The organism is Limnothrix sp. FACHB-406 (assembly GCF_014698235.1).
Lineage (GTDB): Bacteria > Cyanobacteriota > Cyanobacteriia > CACIAM-69d > CACIAM-69d > CACIAM-69d.
On record NZ_JACJSP010000011.1, the window covers coordinates 24,479 to 44,102 of the forward strand.

At 58.6% G+C, this 19,624-nt stretch carries 10 protein-coding genes; 6 read left to right on the forward strand and 4 right to left on the reverse strand.

The window, feature by feature from the left end; translation table 11 throughout:
* Positions 1-21 precede the first annotated feature (21 nt).
* From H6G53_RS11810 to hisD, 4 genes are all read right to left on the reverse strand, one after another.
* A complete protein-coding gene (locus H6G53_RS11810) occupies positions 22-1,959 on the reverse strand; it encodes a serine/threonine phosphatase (protein WP_190533321.1) in 1,938 nt (645 codons plus the stop codon).
* 740 nt (positions 1,960-2,699) lie between these two features.
* Complete coding sequence (locus H6G53_RS11815) at positions 2,700-3,674, reverse strand: vitamin K epoxide reductase family protein (protein ID WP_190526752.1); 975 nt, start codon at positions 3,672-3,674, stop codon at positions 2,700-2,702.
* A gap of 265 nt (positions 3,675-3,939) precedes the next feature.
* Entirely contained in the window at positions 3,940-5,010 is a 1,071-nt protein-coding gene (acsF, locus tag H6G53_RS11820; RefSeq protein WP_099534587.1) for a magnesium-protoporphyrin IX monomethyl ester (oxidative) cyclase, read from the reverse strand.
* Positions 5,011-5,393: 383 nt separating this feature from the next.
* Positions 5,394-6,704, reverse strand: coding sequence for a histidinol dehydrogenase (gene hisD, locus H6G53_RS11825; RefSeq protein WP_099534588.1), 1,311 nt, complete (start codon positions 6,702-6,704; stop codon positions 5,394-5,396).
* 573 nt (positions 6,705-7,277) lie between these two features.
* Between hisD and rpsT the strand changes: the two genes are divergently transcribed.
* The 6 genes from rpsT to gcvT all read left to right on the forward strand — a co-directional run bounded on the left by rpsT (position 7,278) and on the right by gcvT (position 19,546).
* Positions 7,278-7,568: a 30S ribosomal protein S20 gene (gene rpsT, locus H6G53_RS11830; RefSeq protein WP_099534589.1), complete on the forward strand. Its 291-nt coding sequence runs from the start codon at positions 7,278-7,280 to the stop codon at positions 7,566-7,568.
* A gap of 119 nt (positions 7,569-7,687) precedes the next feature.
* A complete protein-coding gene (locus H6G53_RS11835; protein ID WP_099534599.1) occupies positions 7,688-8,497 on the forward strand; it encodes a TatD family hydrolase in 810 nt (269 codons plus the stop codon).
* 140 nt (positions 8,498-8,637) lie between these two features.
* Positions 8,638-11,937 carry a DNA-directed RNA polymerase subunit beta gene (gene rpoB, locus H6G53_RS11840; RefSeq protein WP_099534590.1) on the forward strand — a complete coding sequence of 1,100 codons (3,300 nt, stop codon included), beginning with the start codon at positions 8,638-8,640 and terminating at the stop codon, positions 11,935-11,937.
* A gap of 99 nt (positions 11,938-12,036) precedes the next feature.
* On the forward strand, positions 12,037-14,115 hold the full coding sequence (locus H6G53_RS11845) for a DNA-directed RNA polymerase subunit gamma (protein WP_099534591.1): 2,079 nt from the start codon (positions 12,037-12,039) through the stop codon (positions 14,113-14,115).
* 95 nt (positions 14,116-14,210) lie between these two features.
* Positions 14,211-18,230 (forward strand): DNA-directed RNA polymerase subunit beta', encoded by a 4,020-nt coding sequence (locus tag H6G53_RS11850; protein WP_190533149.1) that lies wholly within the window; start codon positions 14,211-14,213, stop codon positions 18,228-18,230.
* 185 nt (positions 18,231-18,415) lie between these two features.
* Positions 18,416-19,546, forward strand: coding sequence for a glycine cleavage system aminomethyltransferase GcvT (gcvT, locus tag H6G53_RS11855; RefSeq protein WP_190533153.1), 1,131 nt, complete (start codon positions 18,416-18,418; stop codon positions 19,544-19,546).
* Positions 19,547-19,624: the final 78 nt, after the last annotated feature.

Below are 19,624 nucleotides of genomic sequence, written 5' to 3' on the forward strand. Positions count from 1 at the left end.
TACGTCAATCAGCGCCCAGCTCTACATCAACATGCTGTCCATGTTGGGCTGCACCTTTGCTCGAATCAGCAGAGCCGTGATGTTGTCATGGCCATTGTGCTGATTTGCCAGCTCCACCAGTTGCGAAACCCCTTGGTCAAGGTTGGCGCGAGAGCTAATCAGTGGGGCTAAGTGGGTTTGCCAGTGGGTTTCAATCAAGTCGTTGTCGCTCAATCCATCGGAACAGAGCAACAACAGAGCATCTTCATCCAGATCCAAAAACTGGATTTCTGGATCCACTCCGGTGTTATCGCGGGGCCCCAGAGCTTGGGTGAGTTGATAGGCATCGGGGCGGCTGTAGGCGGCATCGGGGTCAATGCCGCGCTGAATTTCCCGCTGTCCGACTTCGTGGTCGGTGGTGATTTGCTCAAGACCCCGACGGCGGGTGAGCCGATAAAGCCGGCTGTCTCCCACGTGGGCCACGGCCACCTTGGAGTTGTGGACAAGCACTAAAACCAGGGTGGTTCCCATTCGTCCACTGCCCGATCGCTGCTCGCTTTGGTTTTCGTCGTAAATGGCCTGATTGGCCATGAAGATTCCCTCTCGAATGGCCTCGATCGGGGGCATTTCAGTTTGCCAATTGGTTTGGAAATAGTCCTGAAGGGTCTTGACCGCCAAGTGGCTGGCCACTTCCCCGCTGGCATGGCCCCCCATCCCGTCACAGAGAATATAGAGATTGTGGGCCCGAACCGTCCTGCCGTTGGGGGTTTCCAGTCGCTGGAAGTTGGTGTAAATGCCGAAGTAGTCCTCATTGTGATCGCGCTGGCGACCAATATCGGTGCGCCCCGCCTCATCCAGACTCGACAATTTCATGGGCAGGACGATCGTGGGTGTATCGTCCTCATCGTCATCCCGCAGGCTGCTGAGGGGAAGATTAGCGAGCGGATTGCCACCGTTAGGAACAACCGAGCTAGAAGGCATGGCCACGCTTTCGCTCAGGCTGGTGGCGGCGATCGCCGCTACGGGGGATTTTTGCTCCAAGTTGTCGGCAATGAGCCGCAGGTGCTGGCGCACCACGTCGGGGCTGGTGAACTGACCCCGAGCAATCAGTTGAGCCAGGTTAATCAGGGAGTCAGCTCCTGGGTGTTCCGCTTGGGTCAGCAACTGTAGCCAGGCTTCGCCCAAGTGCGTGAGGCTGCTGGCGGCGGTGGGCTGCTCCGGATGCGCGGTGGGGTCATGCAGACGCTTGAGGCTCAGAACGCTGTCTTCGTCAACACACAGGTTGTCGAGCACCAGCAGACTGGCGGTACATTGCACGGGAATTAACTCTTCCCAAAGGTCGAGCATTTCGTAGAGATCGTGCAGGACTTGCAGGGTGGGTGTGTCGGGATCTCGCCACAGATCGCTCAGGGATTTCCAGTCCGATCGATCCTCAATCAACAGAACTTGCCAGCCTTCTCCTTGCCAGGTGTCGTAGACCTGGGGCAAGCGTTGGCCCAGTTGTGAATCGAGCAGCAGATAGGGTTGGGCAATGGAGGGAATCTGGGACTCGATCGAGAGTTCGTAAGTGGCGGGTTGAGAGCTGGGGGGCAAGGTGGGTTCCGCGTCGCCCTCGATCGGCTGGTGCAACCAGCGATCGAAAAATCGCAGTCGATAGGGCTGTTGATCCAGCACTTGGGTTTGATATTGGGCGCTGGCATCAATCGCCCGAATCGGAGTCAAGGGCTTGTAGCGCAGAAAAGGCTGGTCGGGATCATTGGTCTCGGGGGGATTTGGCCAAGCGGCATCCGGTTCCGGCGGCACCAAAAGAGCTTGCAGAACTGTCCCGATCGCCTCGCCACAGTCACTACAGGTGAGCTGACCGACGGGATTCTCAGTGCCGCATTCCGGACAGAGCAATCGATCGAGCGAGGCACCACACTGCTGACAGTACTTGTTGTCATCAGGGTTTTCACATTGGCACTGGGGACAAATCTGCATAGCAGCCACTGTCAGAGGTCTCAAGAGTGATCAGGGTTGGTTGATCGATGGGTGATCAAGCTTGGGTGATTAAATCGAGTAATCAAATCACGAGGACTATTAAACGGAGCATCTAAACGAAACGCCTAAACAGAACGCCTAAACAGAATGCCTAAACAGAACATCGCGAATAGCCGTTGGCACGCCACCCTGATCGGAAATACTGGATCGAGTCAAGCCAAATGGGCCAGGTCAAAAGTGGCCGCCCCCGGCAAGATGTTTGACGATCTTTTCTGGATTCTAGCTGACTGCTCCTGGTCTCAATCGTAACGCTTCAGAGATTAAGGATCGTGTATAGATACCTCACTCTCTTGAATTGGCTTCGTTACGGCGTAATTAACGGTTTTGGGGGGCGAGCCTTGAATATGGAAATCCCAGCCAATTTAGGGCAGCTCCGGTCTCATACGCGCGATCGCGATCGAATGGCATCTGCACCTAGCACCTGAACCCAGTTTTGGAGTTCACCGCGTTCCGTATCCGGCCCCGCTGAGCTAGTGTCCATCTCCGTGGTGCTCAGGGGGCTTAATCAGCCGCTGCTGACGCAAATTCCGTCTGTTTTAGCTTTTCTAGCGAAAAGTTGCCTGATCCGGCGAAGCATTTGCAAATTTTTCAAGATTTTCGGCCCAACTCCCCATCATGGCCCCAAAATCGACAACGCCCAACCTCCTGAACTCAGGTGTTGGGCTGAAAGTCATTGGGGTTTAAGGACTAGGGGCGGGTTCTGGGATCGGGGCGGCGCGGTTTGGCAGTTCCTGAAGGCTTCCTTGGCGGAAGGTGCGATCGCCCTGATAACCCGACAAATCCGCCAGGCGATCGAGTGGAGTCACCCCTTCATAGAGCTTGCCGCCAATTTTCCAGGAGGGGAAACTGCGAATTCCCGCCGCCCGACAAAGATCCGGTTTGGCGTTCTTGCCGTTGGGATCACACTCCACATAGGGCAGCTTTGCGGCCGCCTCCTTGCCAAACAGTTCTTTCTGCTCGTGGCAGTGGGGACACCAATAGGCTCCAAATTCCTGCGCCCCTGCTTTGGTCAGGTGCTCGGCTAAAGCAATTTCCGCTGGGCCGGAAGTGGTCTTGATGGTGAACATTTCCGAGCCGTTGGAACTGGATCCGCTGGGAGTGGCATAGACCCCCAAGGTTCCCACCAGTGTGATGATGGCCAGCCCGATCGCCGTAAAAATGGGTTTCCCTAAATCATCCCAACGGCGACTGCTGAGGGCCAGGCCAAACAGCGACAGGGAAAAGAACGCCGACCCCAAACAATAGAGACAAGTCTCGCGAATTTCCGAGACCATCACATACATCAAATAGCCGCTGAACGTGGCCATCGCTGCGCCGCCCGCCACCAACAGCAAGCCGCTCCACTCTTCAATCTGCACTTGCAGATCCTTACGGGCCTGTTGGGTTACCAGGGGAGCCAGCGCCAACAACAACATCGCGCCATAGCCCAACATTCCAATCAGCGGCAGCGGTATCCCCAACACCTCGGCATAGGGACTGTTCAGGACGCGATCGCACCCTTCTGTGGGGCAAGCCGCCTTTGCGCCCGTTAACTTCACCACGGTTAGATAGCTGGTGAGCACCAAACCGGTTCCGGCGATGCCCGCAATTACGGTGCGACCGTGGCGATGGAGCCAAGGCAGTTGGCGGCGGCGTTTTGTGCTAGAAGCAGTCATGGCAAGGCACAGAGAACCATCTCGATCGGGATACGGCAGAGCCGTCACTACAGACTTCAGGGTAGCGAACGGCCTTACCGCTGTCTAGGAAGGTCAACGAATCATTGCTTGATGGTGCGCAAATGACCGGCCGAATGGGCCAGAAAAAGCGATCAAAACGCAGAAAAGAGACAAAAGAAAAAGAGACAAAAAAGATGGCCAATGCTCAGCACTGGCCACCCAATCAGCTCGAAATGACAGTCAAATCAGGGCTAATTTCCGAGTTCTAGCGAGCCACCGACCAATTTTGGTCAACCCGGATGGGCGGCATCAGGAACAGGGCAATGAGCTGCCAAGCCGTGTTCAAAATCAACGGCAACTTTTGCAGGGTCTTCACGAAGCCCGGTTCGTTCGAGGCAGCGATTTCACCCAACTTGATGTTGTTGGCGGCACAGCGATCAAGCCGCTCATAGAACTCAGGGTTCTCCACATCCAGGACGATCGGGAACACCCGACCCGCCGTTTCGTTGGTCTTCTTAATCACTTCGATGTCATAGTCGCGAGCGTTCAGCCCGATCGCCGCGTAGAACCCGCTCCGTTGCAGATCGTTCAAGAACATCGTCGCAAACACCGACAGCAGGAAGAACCGGCACCAGAGACGGGCTTTCCAATCGTTCAAGAATTGGGGATTGGCCCGCAGCACCGCATCGAAAAAGTCGCCGTGGCGGTTCTCGTCTTGGCACCAGTTTTCAAAGAAGCGGAAGATCGGATAAATCCGGTCTTCGGGATTCTTTTCCAGGTGGCGATAGATCGTGATGTAGCGCCAGTAGCCGATCTTTTCCGACAGGTAGGTCGCGTAGAAGATGAACTTCGGTGCGAAGTAGGTGTAGCTCTTGCTTTGGGTCAGGAAGCCCAAATCTAGCGACAGGTTGAAGTCCGTCATCGCCTTGTTCAGGAAGCCCGCATGGCGTGCTTCATCCCGCGACATCAGCTCAAACCCTTCGGCCAGCACCGGGTTTTTGCCCTTCAGTTTCCGCGACAGTTCCTTGTAAAGCAAGAAGCCCGAAAACTCAGCGGTGCAGGAGCGCTCCAGAAACTCAATGAACAGCTCGCGGGTTTTGCCGTCAATGTGATCCCAGCTTTGGTTGAACTCCTCATCGCGCACGAAGTGGTGGCGGTTATAGTCCACCCGAAATTCTTCGATGATCGCTTGGAGTTCCTCTTCGTTGGCGGAGATATCCATCGCCGCCATTTCTTCGAAGTTGGTGGTGTAGAAGCGCGGCGTGAGGATCGTGTCCTTGGCGGGAACTTTGACTCCCGGCTGGACGGCTTGCGGTTTTTGGGGAGTGCTAACCATGAATTGCTTAGTGCGATCGAGGTACGGGTTGGGCGGATGACTGAGCCAGACAGGATCTGGATCGATCTGACTGGCGCAATCTGAACGGATCTAACGGATCTATCAGCGTGCTAGGGAAGGGTCGTCAACGGGATGATCAGCAGCGATTTTTTCCTGACAACTGCACAGCGGTTGTGTGGGATCAAAGGCTGCGTTGGAATTTTAAAAACGGCTTGCCAAAGATCACTAAAGATCAAAAGCCTTAAAAAAACTGTTGTTTAGTCTATCAATCTCCTTTGGGGGGATGGGGGATGGGATATGAAGAGTTACAACAACAGGTAACAATCTGCAACAAATCTCAACTTCTAATTGCCCTAAAGTGCCCAATTGCCTGCTGATCCCCCCTATCGTTCGGGACTGGGGCGATCGGTGCGCACCTTCACGGAATAGCCATGGGACGGCAGACCCTCCGCTTCCGCCAATGCCTGCACCGCCGAAGACACGGACGACAGGGCCCCGGCGGAATAGGAAATGATGCTGGAGTGCTTCATGAAGGTTTCCGTGCTCAGGGGCGAGGCATAGCGGGCTGCGCCGGAGGTGGGCAGGGTGTGATTGGGGCCCGCGAGGTAGTCGCCCACTGCTTCCGGCGTGGAGTGGCCCAGGAAGATGGCTCCGGCATGTTTAATCCGCTCCAGCAGATCCCAGGGTTCCGCCACTTCCAATTCCAAGTGTTCCGGTGCAAATTCGTTGGACAATTCCGCCGCCAGCTCCAGCGTTTCCACCACGACGACCAGGCCGAAATGGGCGATCGCCTTTTCCGTATCAATCCGCCGAGGATGATCCGCCAGTTGATCCTTGACCTCGTTCACCACCTTTCCGGCCAGGTCGCCATCGGTGGTGATCAAGATTGCGGCGGCCATGGGGTCATGCTCAGCCTGGGCTAGCAGGTCGGCGGCCAGGTGGGTGGGGTCAGCGGTGCGATCGGCAATCACGAGCACTTCTGAGGGCCCAGCGAGGGAGTCAATGCCCACCGTGCCGTAGACTTGCCCCTTGGCCAACATCACGTAAACATTGCCCGGGCCGGTGATCACGTCCACTTTCGGAATCGTTTCCGTCCCGTAGGCGAGGGCGGCGATCGCCTGGGCCCCGCCCACCCGGTAAATTTCCGTCACGCCCGCCTCTTGGGCCGCCACCAGCACGGCCGGGTTCAAAGCACCCCCGGGGCCCGGCGGGGTCACCATCACAATTCGCTCCACCCCGGCCACCTTGGCCGGAATCGCATTCATCAGCACGGTGCTGGGATAGGCAGCCCGCCCACCGGGAACGTAGAGACCAGCGCGATCGACCGGCGTGTAGCGCTTGCCCAAGACCACATCTCGATCGCCAAATTGCACCCAGCTTTTGGGAACGCGCAGCCGGTGAAACTCCTCAATTTGTCGGCTCGCCAGTTGGATCGCCGACAGGAGTTCCTTAGAAACCTGTTGGTAGGCCGCATCCAGTTCCGACCCCGTGACGCGAAGTTGCTCGGCAGTTAAAATCTGCTTGTCAAACTCTTCCGTGTAGGCTAACAAGGCCCGATCGCCTTGGCGCTTCACGGTTTGGAGGATCTGACGCACGGTGGCTTCCTTATGCGTCACCTGCTCATCGTGGGTGCGATCGCAAATCCGCCGTAGCTCCGACCGGGCCTCGGCCAATTCGGTAATAATTCGCAACATGGAGTCTTCGCGTCCTGGTCGTCCAATTCGGCGACCTCGCAGCGCCCCGTGGCTACCGACGAGATCGGCGTAGTCATCATTATAGAAACACTCGGCAGCCTGAAAACCTTGGCTCCTGAGAGCAAGGCTTAAAAAGCGATCGGGATTCTGGCGCGATCGCCGGGCTAATGCGGTGAGTATTAAAACATTTTTTAACAAAATTCCGGAGTTCTTTGCACGAGTTCCGGCAGTGGGTGTTATTATGGATCGCCGGGCAGTTCCAACACCGTCCAATCTCTCCTTGTCCAGCCTTGCCAAAGGGTGACCGCCAGAGCCGAAATTTTTTCTTGCTCACCAGCGTCACGACTCACCAGGCCCAAGGAACAGTGCCGATGCTTCTTGACCGCTCATTGTAGCGGTGTCAGCCTGCGGAGCGACCCTGAGACTTTTCCTGGTCTCATCCTAGAACGAAGGCGCGGAAGACTCGACCACGAGAAACAAGCAAGAACCCAAATCCTCTGGTTTGGGTGTCCCCCTTGCCCCGGCATGGGAATCTAGTGTCAACGTTGCAATCGAAATCCTAAGAGATCGACCGTGGCTAATATTAAGTCTGCAATCAAGCGCGTTCAGATCGCAGAGCGTAATCGACTGCGTAATAAAGCTTATAAGTCGGCGGTGCGAACCCTGACCAAGAAATATCTGTCGTCGGTGGATGCTTACGCGGCTAACCCTTCGCCGGAAGCCCTGGAAGCTGTCCAAGCCAATCTGTCCAACGCCGCCAGCAAAATTGACAAGGCCGTGAAGCGGGGTGTTTATCACCGCAACAACGCCGCGCGCAAAAAGTCGAAGTTGGCCAGCTACCTGAAGAAGGCTGTCGCTGCTTAAGGGTTGGTTGGGCGATGGGGCCTCGCCACCCTTGGTGCGTTGTCCATCGCTGACTGAGACTGCTGGGCTGAGATCCCAAGCATTAACCCTTAGCCGTAGTCGAGGTGGGTAAACGCGCCGTGAAAGCGATCGACACGCACGTTCACGTTAATTTTCCCAACTTTAGTGATGATTTCAGCGCCGTTCGCCAGCGTTGGTTGGCGGCCGGCGTTGACGCGTTGGTTCACGCTTGTGTGCATCCGGGCGAGTTTGGGGCGATTCAGGCGATCGCTCAGGCTTGCCCTGAAGTGTTTTTCGCCGTTGGGCTACACCCACTGGAGGCGGAACATCAGTGGCAAGAGGCGTTGGGCGAGCAAATTCGCACCTTGGCTCAATCGGATCCGAAGGTGGTGGCCATTGGTGAAACCGGTCTCGACTTCTATAAATCAACGGCCCATCAAGTGCAGTTGGCGGCCTTTGGGGCCCAGCTTGATTTGGCCAGCGATTTGGGTCTGCCGGTGATCATCCATTGCCGCGACGCTGCTGAGGAAATGCTTGCGTTTCTGCGCGATCGCCCGGGTTGTCCGGCGGGAGTTTTGCACTGCTGGGGAGGTACCCCTCAGCAGGCATTGCAGTTTGTGGAGCTTGGGTTTCACATCAGCTTCAGCGGCACGGTCACCTTCAAGAATGCCCCAGACATTCAGGAATCCGCCAAGGTAGTGCCGCTCGATCGCCTGTTGGTGGAAACGGATTGCCCATTTTTGGCTCCCGTTCCCCATCGCGGTCGTCGCAATGAACCGGCCTACGTGGTTTCGGTGCTCAACCAGGTAGCCGCCCTGCGGAATCTTGACCCGATCGCCCTGGGTGAGCAGACCAGCGCCAATGCTCGCCAGTTGTTCCGACTGCCCCAGTCGATCGAACCCACCGTTCCCGCCCTGGCCCTCGCCTAGGGCCCCGCAGCCGGGCCGGGCGATCGCCCCTGCGATTTGCCCCTTGCCAAGCCCGGTCACCGTTGTTTTGCTGCTGTTTTGCTGCCCGCGTTCCATCTGCCAACGGGTTTGCACTTGGCATCACCGCCCCCAGGAGACGCATGACCGACAAACTCGCGACCACGACCCCTTCGTTTCTGCTGCCCGACCTGATTGAAATTCAACGGGCCAGCTTCCGTTGGTTTCTCGAAGAAGGCCTGATCGAAGAACTTGATAGCTTCTCCCCGATCACGGACTATACCGGCAAGTTGGAGCTGCACTTCATCGGCAAAAACTACAAGCTGAAGCGGCCCAAATACGACGTTGATGAAGCCAAGCGGCGGGATGCCACCTATTCGGTGCAAATGTATGTGCCGACCCGGTTGATCAACAAAGAAACCGGCGAAATCAAGGAGCAAGAAGTCTTCATTGGCGATCTGCCCCTGATGACGGAACGGGGAACCTTCATCATCAACGGCGCGGAACGGGTGATCGTGAATCAGATCGTCCGTAGCCCCGGTGTTTACTATAAGTTTGAAATTGACAAGAGCGGTCGCCGCACCTACTCCGCCAGCTTGATTCCCAATCGGGGCGCTTGGCTGAAGTTTGAGACCGACAAAAACGACATGGTTTGGGTGCGGATCGACAAGACCCGCAAACTGTCGGCCCAAGTGCTGCTGAAGGCCTTGGGCTGGACGACGGCAGAAATTCTCGATGGGCTGCGCCACCCGGAATATTTCCAACGGACGATCGAAAAAGAAGGCGACTTCTCCGAAGAAGAAGCGCTGATGGAGCTGTACCGCAAGCTGCGACCGGGCGAACCGCCGACGGTTTCGGGTGGTCAGCAACTGTTGGATTCGCGCTTCTTTGATCCCAAGCGCTACGACCTGGGCAAGGTGGGCCGCTACAAGATCAACCGCAAGCTGCACCTGAATATTCCTGACACGGTGCGCGTGCTGACCCCGCAGGATATTCTGTCGGCGATCGATTACCTAATCAATCTGGAATTTGACCTGGGCAGCACCGACGATATCGACCACCTGGGCAACCGCCGGGTGCGTTCCGTGGGTGAACTGCTGCAAAACCAAGTGCGCGTGGGCTTGAACCGGCTGGAGCGGATCATTCGCGAGCGGATGACCGTATCTGATGCGGATTCCCTAACGCCCGCTTCTTTGGTCAACCCGAAACCCCTGGTGGCGGCGATTAAGGAGTTCTTCGGCTCCAGCCAACTGTCCCAGTTCATGGATCAGACCAACCCCTTGGCAGAGCTGACCCACAAGCGCCGTCTGAGTGCCCTCGGCCCCGGCGGTCTGACCCGGGAGCGGGCGGGCTTCGCGGTGCGCGACATTCACCCCAGCCACCATGGCCGGATTTGCCCGATCGAAACGCCGGAAGGCCCCAACGCTGGTCTGATCGGCTCCCTGGCCACCCATGCCCGCGTCAATCCCTACGGCTTCATCACCACCCCGGTCTTCCCGGTGGAAAATGGCCGCGTCCGGCTCGATCGCTCACCGATCTATATGACCGCCGACGAAGAGGACGATGTGCGCGTAGCTCCTGGGGATGTGCCCATGGACGAAAACGGCTACATCCTCGGGGAATCGGTGCCCGTGCGCTACCGCCAGGAATTCACCACCACCAGTCCCGACCAGGTGGACTACATCGCCGTTTCCCCGGTGCAGATTATCTCGGTGGCAACCTCCCTGATTCCGTTCCTGGAGCATGACGACGCAAACCGGGCCCTGATGGGATCGAACATGCAACGGCAGGCCGTGCCCCTGTTGCGGCCCGAGCGCCCCTTGGTGGGTACTGGCTTGGAAGCCCAGGCCGCCCGTGACTCAGGGATGGTGATCGTTTCCCGCACCGCCGGGGAAGTGGTCTACGTGTCCGCCAAGGAAATCCGCGTCAAGGATCCAGACGGCAACATCCTGGAATACGAGCTGCAAAAATACCAGCGATCGAACCAGGACACCTGCCTTAACCAACGCCCCCTCGTCTACAGCGGCGAGCGCGTGGTGGCTGGGCAAGTGCTGGCTGATGGATCCTCCACCGAAGGCGGCGAACTGGCCCTGGGCCAAAACGTCACCGTCGTCTACATGCCCTGGGAAGGCTACAACTACGAAGACGCAATCCTAATCAGTGAGCGCCTGGTGGCCGAGGATGTCTATACCTCGATCCACGTCGAAAAATTCGAGATTGAAGCCCGCCAAACCAAGCTCGGCCCCGAAGAAATCACCCGCGAAATTCCCAACGTGGGCGAAGATGCCCTGCGCCAACTGGATGAGCACGGGATCATCCGGATCGGCGCTTGGGTCGAATCGGGCGACATCCTGGTCGGGAAAGTCACGCCCAAGGGTGAATCGGATCAACCGCCGGAAGAGAAGCTGCTGCGGGCGATCTTCGGTGAAAAGGCCCGGGACGTGCGCGACAACTCCCTGCGCGTGCCCAACGGCGAAAAGGGTCGTGTCGTCGATGTGCGCGTGTTTACCCGGGAACAGGGCGATGAGCTGCCCCCCGGCGCGAACATGGTCGTGCGCGTCTACGTGGCCCAAAAGCGCAAAATCCAAGTGGGCGACAAGATGGCCGGTCGCCACGGCAACAAGGGGATTATCTCCAAGATCCTGCCCGTGGAAGATATGCCCTTCTTGCCCGACGGTAGCCCGGTGGATGTGGTGCTGAACCCGCTGGGGGTGCCCTCCCGGATGAACGTGGGTCAGGTGTTCGAGTGCTTGCTGGGTTGGGCCGGTGAGCAGTTGGGGATGCGCTTCAAGGTCACGCCCTTTGACGAAATGTACGGGGCAGAAGCCTCCCGTCTGGCGGTGCATGGCAAGTTGCAGGAAGCCCGTGACGAAACCGGCAAGGACTGGCTGTTTGAGCCGACGAATCCCGGCAAAATCACGGTCTATGACGGCCGAACAGGGGAACCGTTCGATCGCCCCGTCACCGTCGGCAAGGGCTACATGCTGAAGCTCGTCCACTTGGTCGATGACAAGATCCACGCCCGCAGCACCGGCCCCTACTCGCTGGTGACCCAACAGCCCCTCGGCGGTAAGGCCCAACAGGGCGGTCAGCGGTTCGGGGAAATGGAAGTGTGGGCCTTGGAAGCCTTCGGGGCCGCCTACATCCTGCAAGAGCTGCTGACGGTCAAGTCCGACGACATGCAGGGCCGCAACGAAGCCCTCAACGCCATAGTGAAGGGCAAGGCGATCCCGCGACCGGGTACACCGGAATCCTTCAAGGTGCTGATGCGCGAATTGCAATCTCTCTGCTTGGATATTGCCGTCCACAAGAGCGAAATCCAAGACGACGGCACCAGCCGCGATGTGGAGGTAGACCTGATGATCGATATCCCCGGCGTTCGTCGTGCGCCCACCCGTCCCACTTACGAAGTGTTTGCCCGTGAAGGGTTTGACGACGAGTAAGGTGTGAGTTCTGCGGATCGATCGCCCCCTGAATGTTCTGTCTGGGGCGATCGACCCAATCCCGTTTGCCTGCTGATTGCCCACCGTCACCGAACAACCATGTCGAAACTCAAGCAGCGCTTTGACTACGTAAAGATCGGCATCGCCTCGCCCGAGCGGATTCGCCAATGGGGCGAGCGTACCTTGCCCAACGGTCAAATCGTCGGTGAAGTGACCAAGCCCGAAACGATCAACTACCGCACCCTGAAGCCCGAAATGGACGGGCTATTCTGCGAGCGGATTTTTGGCCCCGCCAAGGATTGGGAATGCCACTGTGGCAAATACAAGCGGGTGCGCCACCGCGGTATTGTCTGCGAACGTTGCGGCGTGGAAGTGACCGAATCGCGGGTGCGTCGTCACCGGATGGGCTTCATCAAACTGGCGGCCCCCGTCACCCACGTTTGGTATCTGAAGGGGATCCCCAGTTACATGGCGATCCTGTTGGATATGCCCCTGCGCGATGTGGAGCAGGTGGTGTACTTCAACTCCTACGTGGTGCTCGATCCGGGCAATGCGGCGGATCTCAGCTACAAGCAACTGCTGAGCGAAGAGCAGTGGATTGAAATTGAAGATCGCCTCTACGCCGATGACTCGGATCTCGAAGGCGTGGAAGTGGGCATCGGGGCCGAAGCGATTCAGCGCCTGTTGCAGGATATTCCCCTGGAGCAGGAAGCCGAGCGCTTGCGGGAAGAAATTGCCACGGCCAAGGGGCAAAAGCGGGCCAAGTTGATCAAGCGCCTGCGGGTGATTGACAACTTTGTGGCCACCGGGGCCAAGGCCGAGTGGATGGTGCTGGATGTGATTCCGGTGATCCCGCCCGACCTGCGACCGATGGTGCAGTTGGATGGGGGTCGGTTTGCCACCTCGGACTTGAATGATCTCTATCGTCGGGTGATTAACCGCAACAACCGGTTGGCTCGCTTGCAAGAGATCCTGGCTCCGGAAATCATTGTCCGCAACGAAAAGCGGATGTTGCAAGAAGCCGTTGATGCGCTGATTGATAACGGTCGGCGCGGTCGGACGGTGGTGGGAGCCAACAACCGCCCCCTGAAGTCCCTGTCGGACATCATTGAAGGGAAACAGGGTCGCTTCCGCCAAAACCTGCTGGGTAAACGGGTGGACTACTCCGGCCGTTCCGTAATCGTGGTCGGGCCGAATCTGAAGATTCACCAATGCGGTCTGCCCCGGGAAATGGCGATCGAGCTGTTCCAGCCCTTCGTGATTCACCGGCTGATCAAGCAAGGGTTGGTCAACAACATCAAGGCCGCCAAGAAGATGATCCAGCGCAACGATCCCGCCGTGTGGGATGTGCTGGAAGAGGTGATTGACGGCCACCCGGTGATGCTGAACCGCGCTCCGACCCTGCACCGGTTGGGGATTCAGGCCTTTGAGCCGATTCTGGTGGATGGGCGTGCCATTCAGTTGCACCCGTTGGTTTGTCCGGCCTTTAACGCGGACTTTGACGGTGACCAAATGGCGGTACACGTGCCCCTGTCGTTGGAAGCCCAGGCCGAAGCGCGCCTGCTGATGCTGGCTTCTAATAATGTGCTGTCCCCGGCAACGGGTCGCCCGATTATTACCCCTAGCCAAGACATGGTGTTGGGCTGTTACTACCTAACGGCCGAAAACCCGAACCAGAAGGCCGATGTGCTGCGCTACTTTGCCAGCCTGGATGATGCGACGATCGCCTACGATCGGGGCAAGGTGGGCCTCCATACCTATGTTTGGGTGCAGTACAACGGCCCCGTGGAGCATGACGAGGGCGTTGGGGAGCAGTGGGTGATGGTGGGTGAAGACACCATCGATGTGTCCCTGAATGGTGAAACCCCCGTGATTAACAACGGCCATGTGGTGGTGGAAGGCACGGCTTTGGCGGCCGGTGTGAGTGCGCCCGCCACGGGGCAAGTGATTCGGATTACGCCGGAGCAGGTGACGATTCGCGTGGCCCAGCCGGCCGAGTCGGTGACGATTCCCGCAGGCAGCACCGCCACCACCATCACCCTGGGCAAAAAGACCCGCCGCCCCCTCAGCCTCCGGCGCGAGTGCGATGGTGAACTGCTGGCCCAATATATCCGCACCACGCCGGGGCGCATTTTGCTGAACCAAACGATTCAACAGGCTGTCCTCAGCATCGGCTAATCCAGCCTGCGCGATCGCCCCGTTGGCCCTGGCCCCGATCGGGGCGATCGCTTTTCCCTGCTTGGCCCCATCACCGCAACAAGATCGAACCGATCATGGCTGACCAACCGACCCAACCCATCTTTTACAACCGCGTGATCCGTAAGGGTCAACTGCGGAACCTGATTGCCTGGGCCTTTACCCACTATGGAACGGCCCGCACCTCCCAGCTTGCCGATGCCCTAAAGGATCTGGGCTTTAAATTCGCCACCCGTGCCGGGGTCTCGATTAGCGTCGATGACCTGCAAATTCCGCCGATTAAGCGCCAACTGCTGGAAGCCGCCGAAGAGGAAATTCGCCGCACAGAAACCAAATATGTGCGCGGGGAAATTACGGAAGTGGAGCGCTTCCAAAAGGTAATCGACACCTGGAACGGCACCAGCGAAAACCTGAAAGATGAGGTGGTGCGCAACTTTGAATCCAACGATCCCCTGAACTCCGTCTACATGATGGCCTTCTCGGGAGCGCGGGGGAACCTGTCCCAGGTGCGCCAGTTGGTGGGGATGCGCGGCTTGATGGCGAACCCCCAAGGGGAAATCATCGACTTGCCGATTAAAACCAACTTCCGCGAAGGGCTGACCGTCACCGAATACATCATTTCCTCCTACGGGGCGCGTAAGGGGTTGGTGGACACGGCGTTGCGCACGGCGGACTCCGGTTACCTAACGCGCCGGTTGGTGGACGTGTCCCAGGACACGATCATTCGGGAAACCGATTGCGGCACGGAACGGGGGATTCCGGTTCGGGCCATGACCGACGATGAAAAAATCCTGATTCCGATTAGCTCCCGACTGTTGGGTCGGGTGGTGGCGGTGGATGTGGTTCATCCGCAAACCGGCGAGGTGCTGGCGGCCCGCAACCAAGACATTTCCGATGAGTTGGCCAAGGAAATCGAAGCGGCGGGCGTGGAAGAGGTGATCGTGCGATCGCCCCTGACCTGTGAAGCGGCCCGATCGGTCTGCCAAAAGTGCTATGGCTGGAGCTTGGCCCACGGCAGCATGGTGGACATGGGTGAAGCGGTGGGGATTATCGCGGCCCAGTCGATCGGGGAACCCGGGACACAGCTCACCATGCGCACCTTCCACACGGGGGGTGTCTTCACCGGGGAAGTGGCCGGTCAGATTCGTGCGCCCTTTGATGGGGTGGTCAAATATCCCAAGAACCTGCGGGCCCGCTCCTTCCGCACCCGCCACGGGGAAGATGCCCTGTTGCTGGAAGCGCCCACCAAACTCACCGTGGAAGCCGGTGGCAAAAAGGAAACCTTCGAAGCTAGCCAAGGTTCGATCCTGATTGCCCGCAGCGGTGAAGAAGTGAAGCTGGGTCAAATGCTGGTGGAGGTGCAGGCCCAAGGGCGCACCACCCGGAAATCCACCGAAAAAGCCACCAAGGACGTGCCTTCGGACATGGCCGGTGAGGTGCTGTTCGATGGAGTCTATCCCGAAGAGAAAAAAGACCGCCAAGGCAACACCACCCGGATTGCTCAGCGGAGTGGGCTGATTTGGGTGCTGTCTGGGGAAGTCTACAACCTGCCGCCGGGGGCTGAACCCACGGTCAAAAATGGCAGCGTGGTAGAGGCCAACAGCATCCTGGCGGAAACCCGCCTGGTGACGGAGCATGGCGGGGTGGTGCGCCTCCCGATCGAGGTGGCCGAAGCCGACGGCAAGGCCGGCAGCCGAGAAATTGAAATTATCACCGCCTCGGTGTTGCTGAACGAAGCTCGGATCCGCACCGAAAGCGCCCAAGGTCGCGATCACTACCTGATTGAGACCGATCGGGGACAACTGTTCTCCCTGATTGCCACCCCCGGCACCAAGGTGTTGCACAACCAAGTGGTGGCCGAGCTGATTGACGACCACTACCGCACCAGCACCGGCGGGATTCTGCGCTACTCCGGCGTGGAAGTGGCCAAAAAAGCCAAGGGCAAACAGGGCTATGAAGTGCTCCAAGGGGGCACGCTGCTTTGGATTCCCGAAGAAACCCACGAAATCAACAAGGACATCTCCCTGTTGATGGTGGAAGACGGCCAGTATGTGGAAGCGGGCACCGAGATCGTCAAGGACATCTTCTGCCAGAGCGCCGGGATCGTGGAAGTGATCCAAAAGAACGACATTCTGCGGGAAATTTCGATCAAGCCCGGTGATCTGCGGATGGTCGATGATCCGGACTTGGTGGCCACCGTCGATGGGCAAATCATCACCCCCGGTCAAGACATTATTCCGGGGCTGCCGGCCGAAGAGCTGGTTTGCGTGGAATATGTGGAAACGCCGGAAGGGTCGGGCCTGTTGCTGCGGCCGGTGATTGAGTTCACTGTGCCCGATGAGCCGGCCGTGCCGAGCCAAGATTCCGCCGAAGAAGCCGGGCGATCGATCAAACTGCGGGCCGTTCAGCGGATTCCGTTCAAGGACGGTGAGCGGGTTAAGTCCGTGGAAGGGATTGACCTGCTGCGCACCCAACTGATCCTGGAAATGGATAAGGGTACGCCGCAGTTGGCCGCCGATATTGAACTGGTGGATGATCCAACGGACGAAGACATCAAGCGCCTGCAACTGGTGATTTTGGAATCCCTGGTGGTGCGGCGGGATGTGTCGGCGGATCCGACCCAGGGCAGCACCCACACGCGCCTGCTGGTGAAGGATGGCGATCGGGTGGATCCGGGAGCCGTGGTGGCCCGCACCGAAATCCAAGCCAAAGACGGCGGGGAAGTGCGCGGCATTCGCGGCGACGGGGAAAGCCTGCGGCGTTTGCTGATCATGCGCCCCACCGATCAGGTGACCGTGGCGACCCAGGCAACTCCGACCGTCAAAGTGGATGACTTGGTGGTGGCGGGCAAGAGCGAAATTGCGCCCGGCCAGGTCAGCGCCGAATCGGGCCAAGTGCTGTCGATCGGGGAAGATCACCTGGTGTTGCGGGTGGCACGCCCCTACCGCGTGTCCTCCCAAGCCGTGTTGCACATTGACGATGGCGACTTGGTGCAGCGGGGTGACAATCTGGTGTTGCTGGTATTTGAGCGCACCAAAACCGGAGACATCATCCAAGGTTTGCCCCGGATTGAGGAGCTGCTGGAAGCCCGGAAGCCCAAGGAAGCTTGCGTGTTGGCCCGTCGTCCCGGTACGGCCCAAGTGGTCTATGGGGAAGATGACACGGTGGAAGTCAAGATCATCGAGAACGATGGCACCTTGGCGGAATACCCAATTCGAGCCGGTCAAAACGTGCAGGTGGTCGATGGCCAAACGGCGAACGTGGCGGAACCGCTGACCGACGGCCCGGCCAACCCCCACGAAACCCTGGAAATCTTCTACAACTACTACGCGGAGTTGATGTCGCCCTACGAAGCGGCCCTCGACAGCTTGCAACGGGTGCAAAAATTCCTGGTGGATGAAGTGCAGTCCGTGTACCAGTCCCAGGGGATTGAAATCTCCGACAAGCACATTGAAGTGATTGTGCGGCAGATGACCTCCAAGGTGCGGATCGATGACGGTGGCGATACGACAATGCTGCCGGGTGAGTTGGTGGAACTGCAACAGGTGGAGCGGGTGAATGAAGCCATGTCGATTACCGGCGCGGCTCCGGCCCTTTACACGCCCGTGCTGTTGGGGATCACCAAGGCTTCGCTGAACACGGACAGTTTCATTTCGGCGGCCAGTTTCCAGGAAACCACGCGGGTACTGACGGAAGCGGCGATCGAGGGCAAATCCGACTGGCTGCGTGGCCTGAAGGAAAACGTGATCATCGGTCGTCTGATTCCGGCGGGTACGGGCTTCAATGCCTACGAAGAAGGCCTGGTGGATGAAATTAGCCCCTACGAAACCACGGGTTACACCCTGACCGATCCGCTCTACGGCGACGATGGAGAGCTGGCCGATGTGGTGCTGGACGATCGCACGGCGCGGGCCTATGAGCTGGAAGGGACGATCGACCTGGGTGCTGAGGCGGCCTATGGCCTGAGTCGCAACCCGGCGATCATCGATGATGAGGACATCGGCGGCAGCTACGGCAGCCGCTACACCAGCAGCGGTGATGAGGAAGAGGAAGAGGGTTACACCGACGGCGGCGAAGATTTCGACGACGAAGACTAGGTGCTCAACCCTGTGACCCGATCGCCCGGCCCGGTCGGGTAGCGGTGATGGGGGCAACACCTAACCTCAGCCACTGGATGCAGCCACTGGATGCATCCTGATTAAGCGTTATTTCGAGGAGCGATCCAGATCATTGAGATCATGGGATCGCTCCTTTTTGATGGCGGCGTGACCAACCCGGCATAATGAGAAAGGCCCCAATTTCTACCCTTGAGGACAATCCCTTGAGCGCGATCGAGCTACGCCGTACCCCCTTGTTTGCCGCCTGCGTTGAGCTGGGCGCAAAAATGACCGGTTTTGGCGGTTGGGAAATGCCAGTGCAGTTTGCTGGCCTGATGGAAGAGCACCGAACCGTGCGATCGGGCGTGGGCTGTTTTGACATTTCTCACATGGGCAAGCTGGAACTGCAAGGCCCCTGGCAAACGGCCTTGGGGCAGTTAGTGCCCAGCGATCTCAGCCCGCTCCAGCCGGGGCAAGGGAAATATACGGTGCTGCTGAATGAACAGGGCGGCATCGTGGACGACTTGATTGTCTATAGCGAAGGGGCCGATCGCGCCACGGTGATTATTAATGCCGCCACCACCGCTAAGGATCTGGCTTGGTTGGCGGCTCACTTGGATCCGGCGGTGACGGTCATGGATCAATCGCCCGAGCAAATCTTGATTGCGGTGCAGGGGCCAACCGCCGCCGCCACCTTGCAACCCTGGATCGCGGCGGATTTGGGACAACTCAAGTTCTATCGATCGATTCGCACGCACCTGGGAACGGATGCCGTTTTCATGGCCCGCACCGGCTACACGGGCGAAGATGGCTTTGAAATCATGCTGGATCTGGAGGCGGGCCAACGGCTTTGGCAGCGGTTAATTGCAGCGGGCGTGGCTCCTTGTGGGCTGGGATCCCGCGATACCCTGCGCTTGGAGGCGGCCATGGCCCTCTATGGTCAGGACATCACCGAGGAAACCACGCCCTTTGAAGGCAGCTTAGATTGGCTGGTGCATCTCGATCGCAAGGGAGATTTCCTAGGGCGGGCGGCCCTGGAGGCTCAACAGGCGGCCGGCATTCCCCGCCGGCTGGTGGGGTTGAGCTTGCCCGATCGCCACATCGCCCGCCATGATTACCCGGTGTTGCACCAGGGAGAGCCGGTGGGCATTGTCACCAGCGGGACATTTTCACCCACCCTCAACCGCCCGATCGCCTTGGCCTACGTGCCCACGGCCCTGGCGGAAGTGGGGCAAGCCTTAGAGGTGCAAATTCGGAATAAATTCATCACCGCTGAGGTGGTCAATCGTCCCTTCTACCGCCGTCCCAAACCCTAGTGGTTTGCAGATTGGCCCTGATCGCCCCGATCGTCCCGATCGCCCTGACCCGCCGCCTGATCCGTTGCCCGCCCGAGA

Excerpts from the sequence above, each read along its gene's own strand:
- H6G53_RS11810 (WP_190533321.1), bottom strand. The coding sequence starts at position 1,959 with ATGCAGATTTGTCCCCAGTGCCAATGTGAAAACCCTGATGACAACAAG.
- H6G53_RS11815 (WP_190526752.1), bottom strand. The coding sequence starts at position 3,674 with ATGACTGCTTCTAGCACAAAACGCCGCCGCCAACTGCCTTGGCTCCAT.
- acsF (WP_099534587.1), bottom strand. The coding sequence starts at position 5,010 with ATGGTTAGCACTCCCCAAAAACCGCAAGCCGTCCAGCCGGGAGTCAAA.
- hisD (WP_099534588.1), bottom strand. The coding sequence starts at position 6,704 with ATGTTGCGAATTATTACCGAATTGGCCGAGGCCCGGTCGGAGCTACGG.
- rpoB (WP_099534590.1), top strand. The coding sequence starts at position 8,638 with ATGACCGACAAACTCGCGACCACGACCCCTTCGTTTCTGCTGCCCGAC.
- H6G53_RS11845 (WP_099534591.1), top strand. The coding sequence starts at position 12,037 with ATGTCGAAACTCAAGCAGCGCTTTGACTACGTAAAGATCGGCATCGCC.
- H6G53_RS11850 (WP_190533149.1), top strand. The coding sequence starts at position 14,211 with ATGGCTGACCAACCGACCCAACCCATCTTTTACAACCGCGTGATCCGT.
- gcvT (WP_190533153.1), top strand. The coding sequence starts at position 18,416 with ATGAGAAAGGCCCCAATTTCTACCCTTGAGGACAATCCCTTGAGCGCG.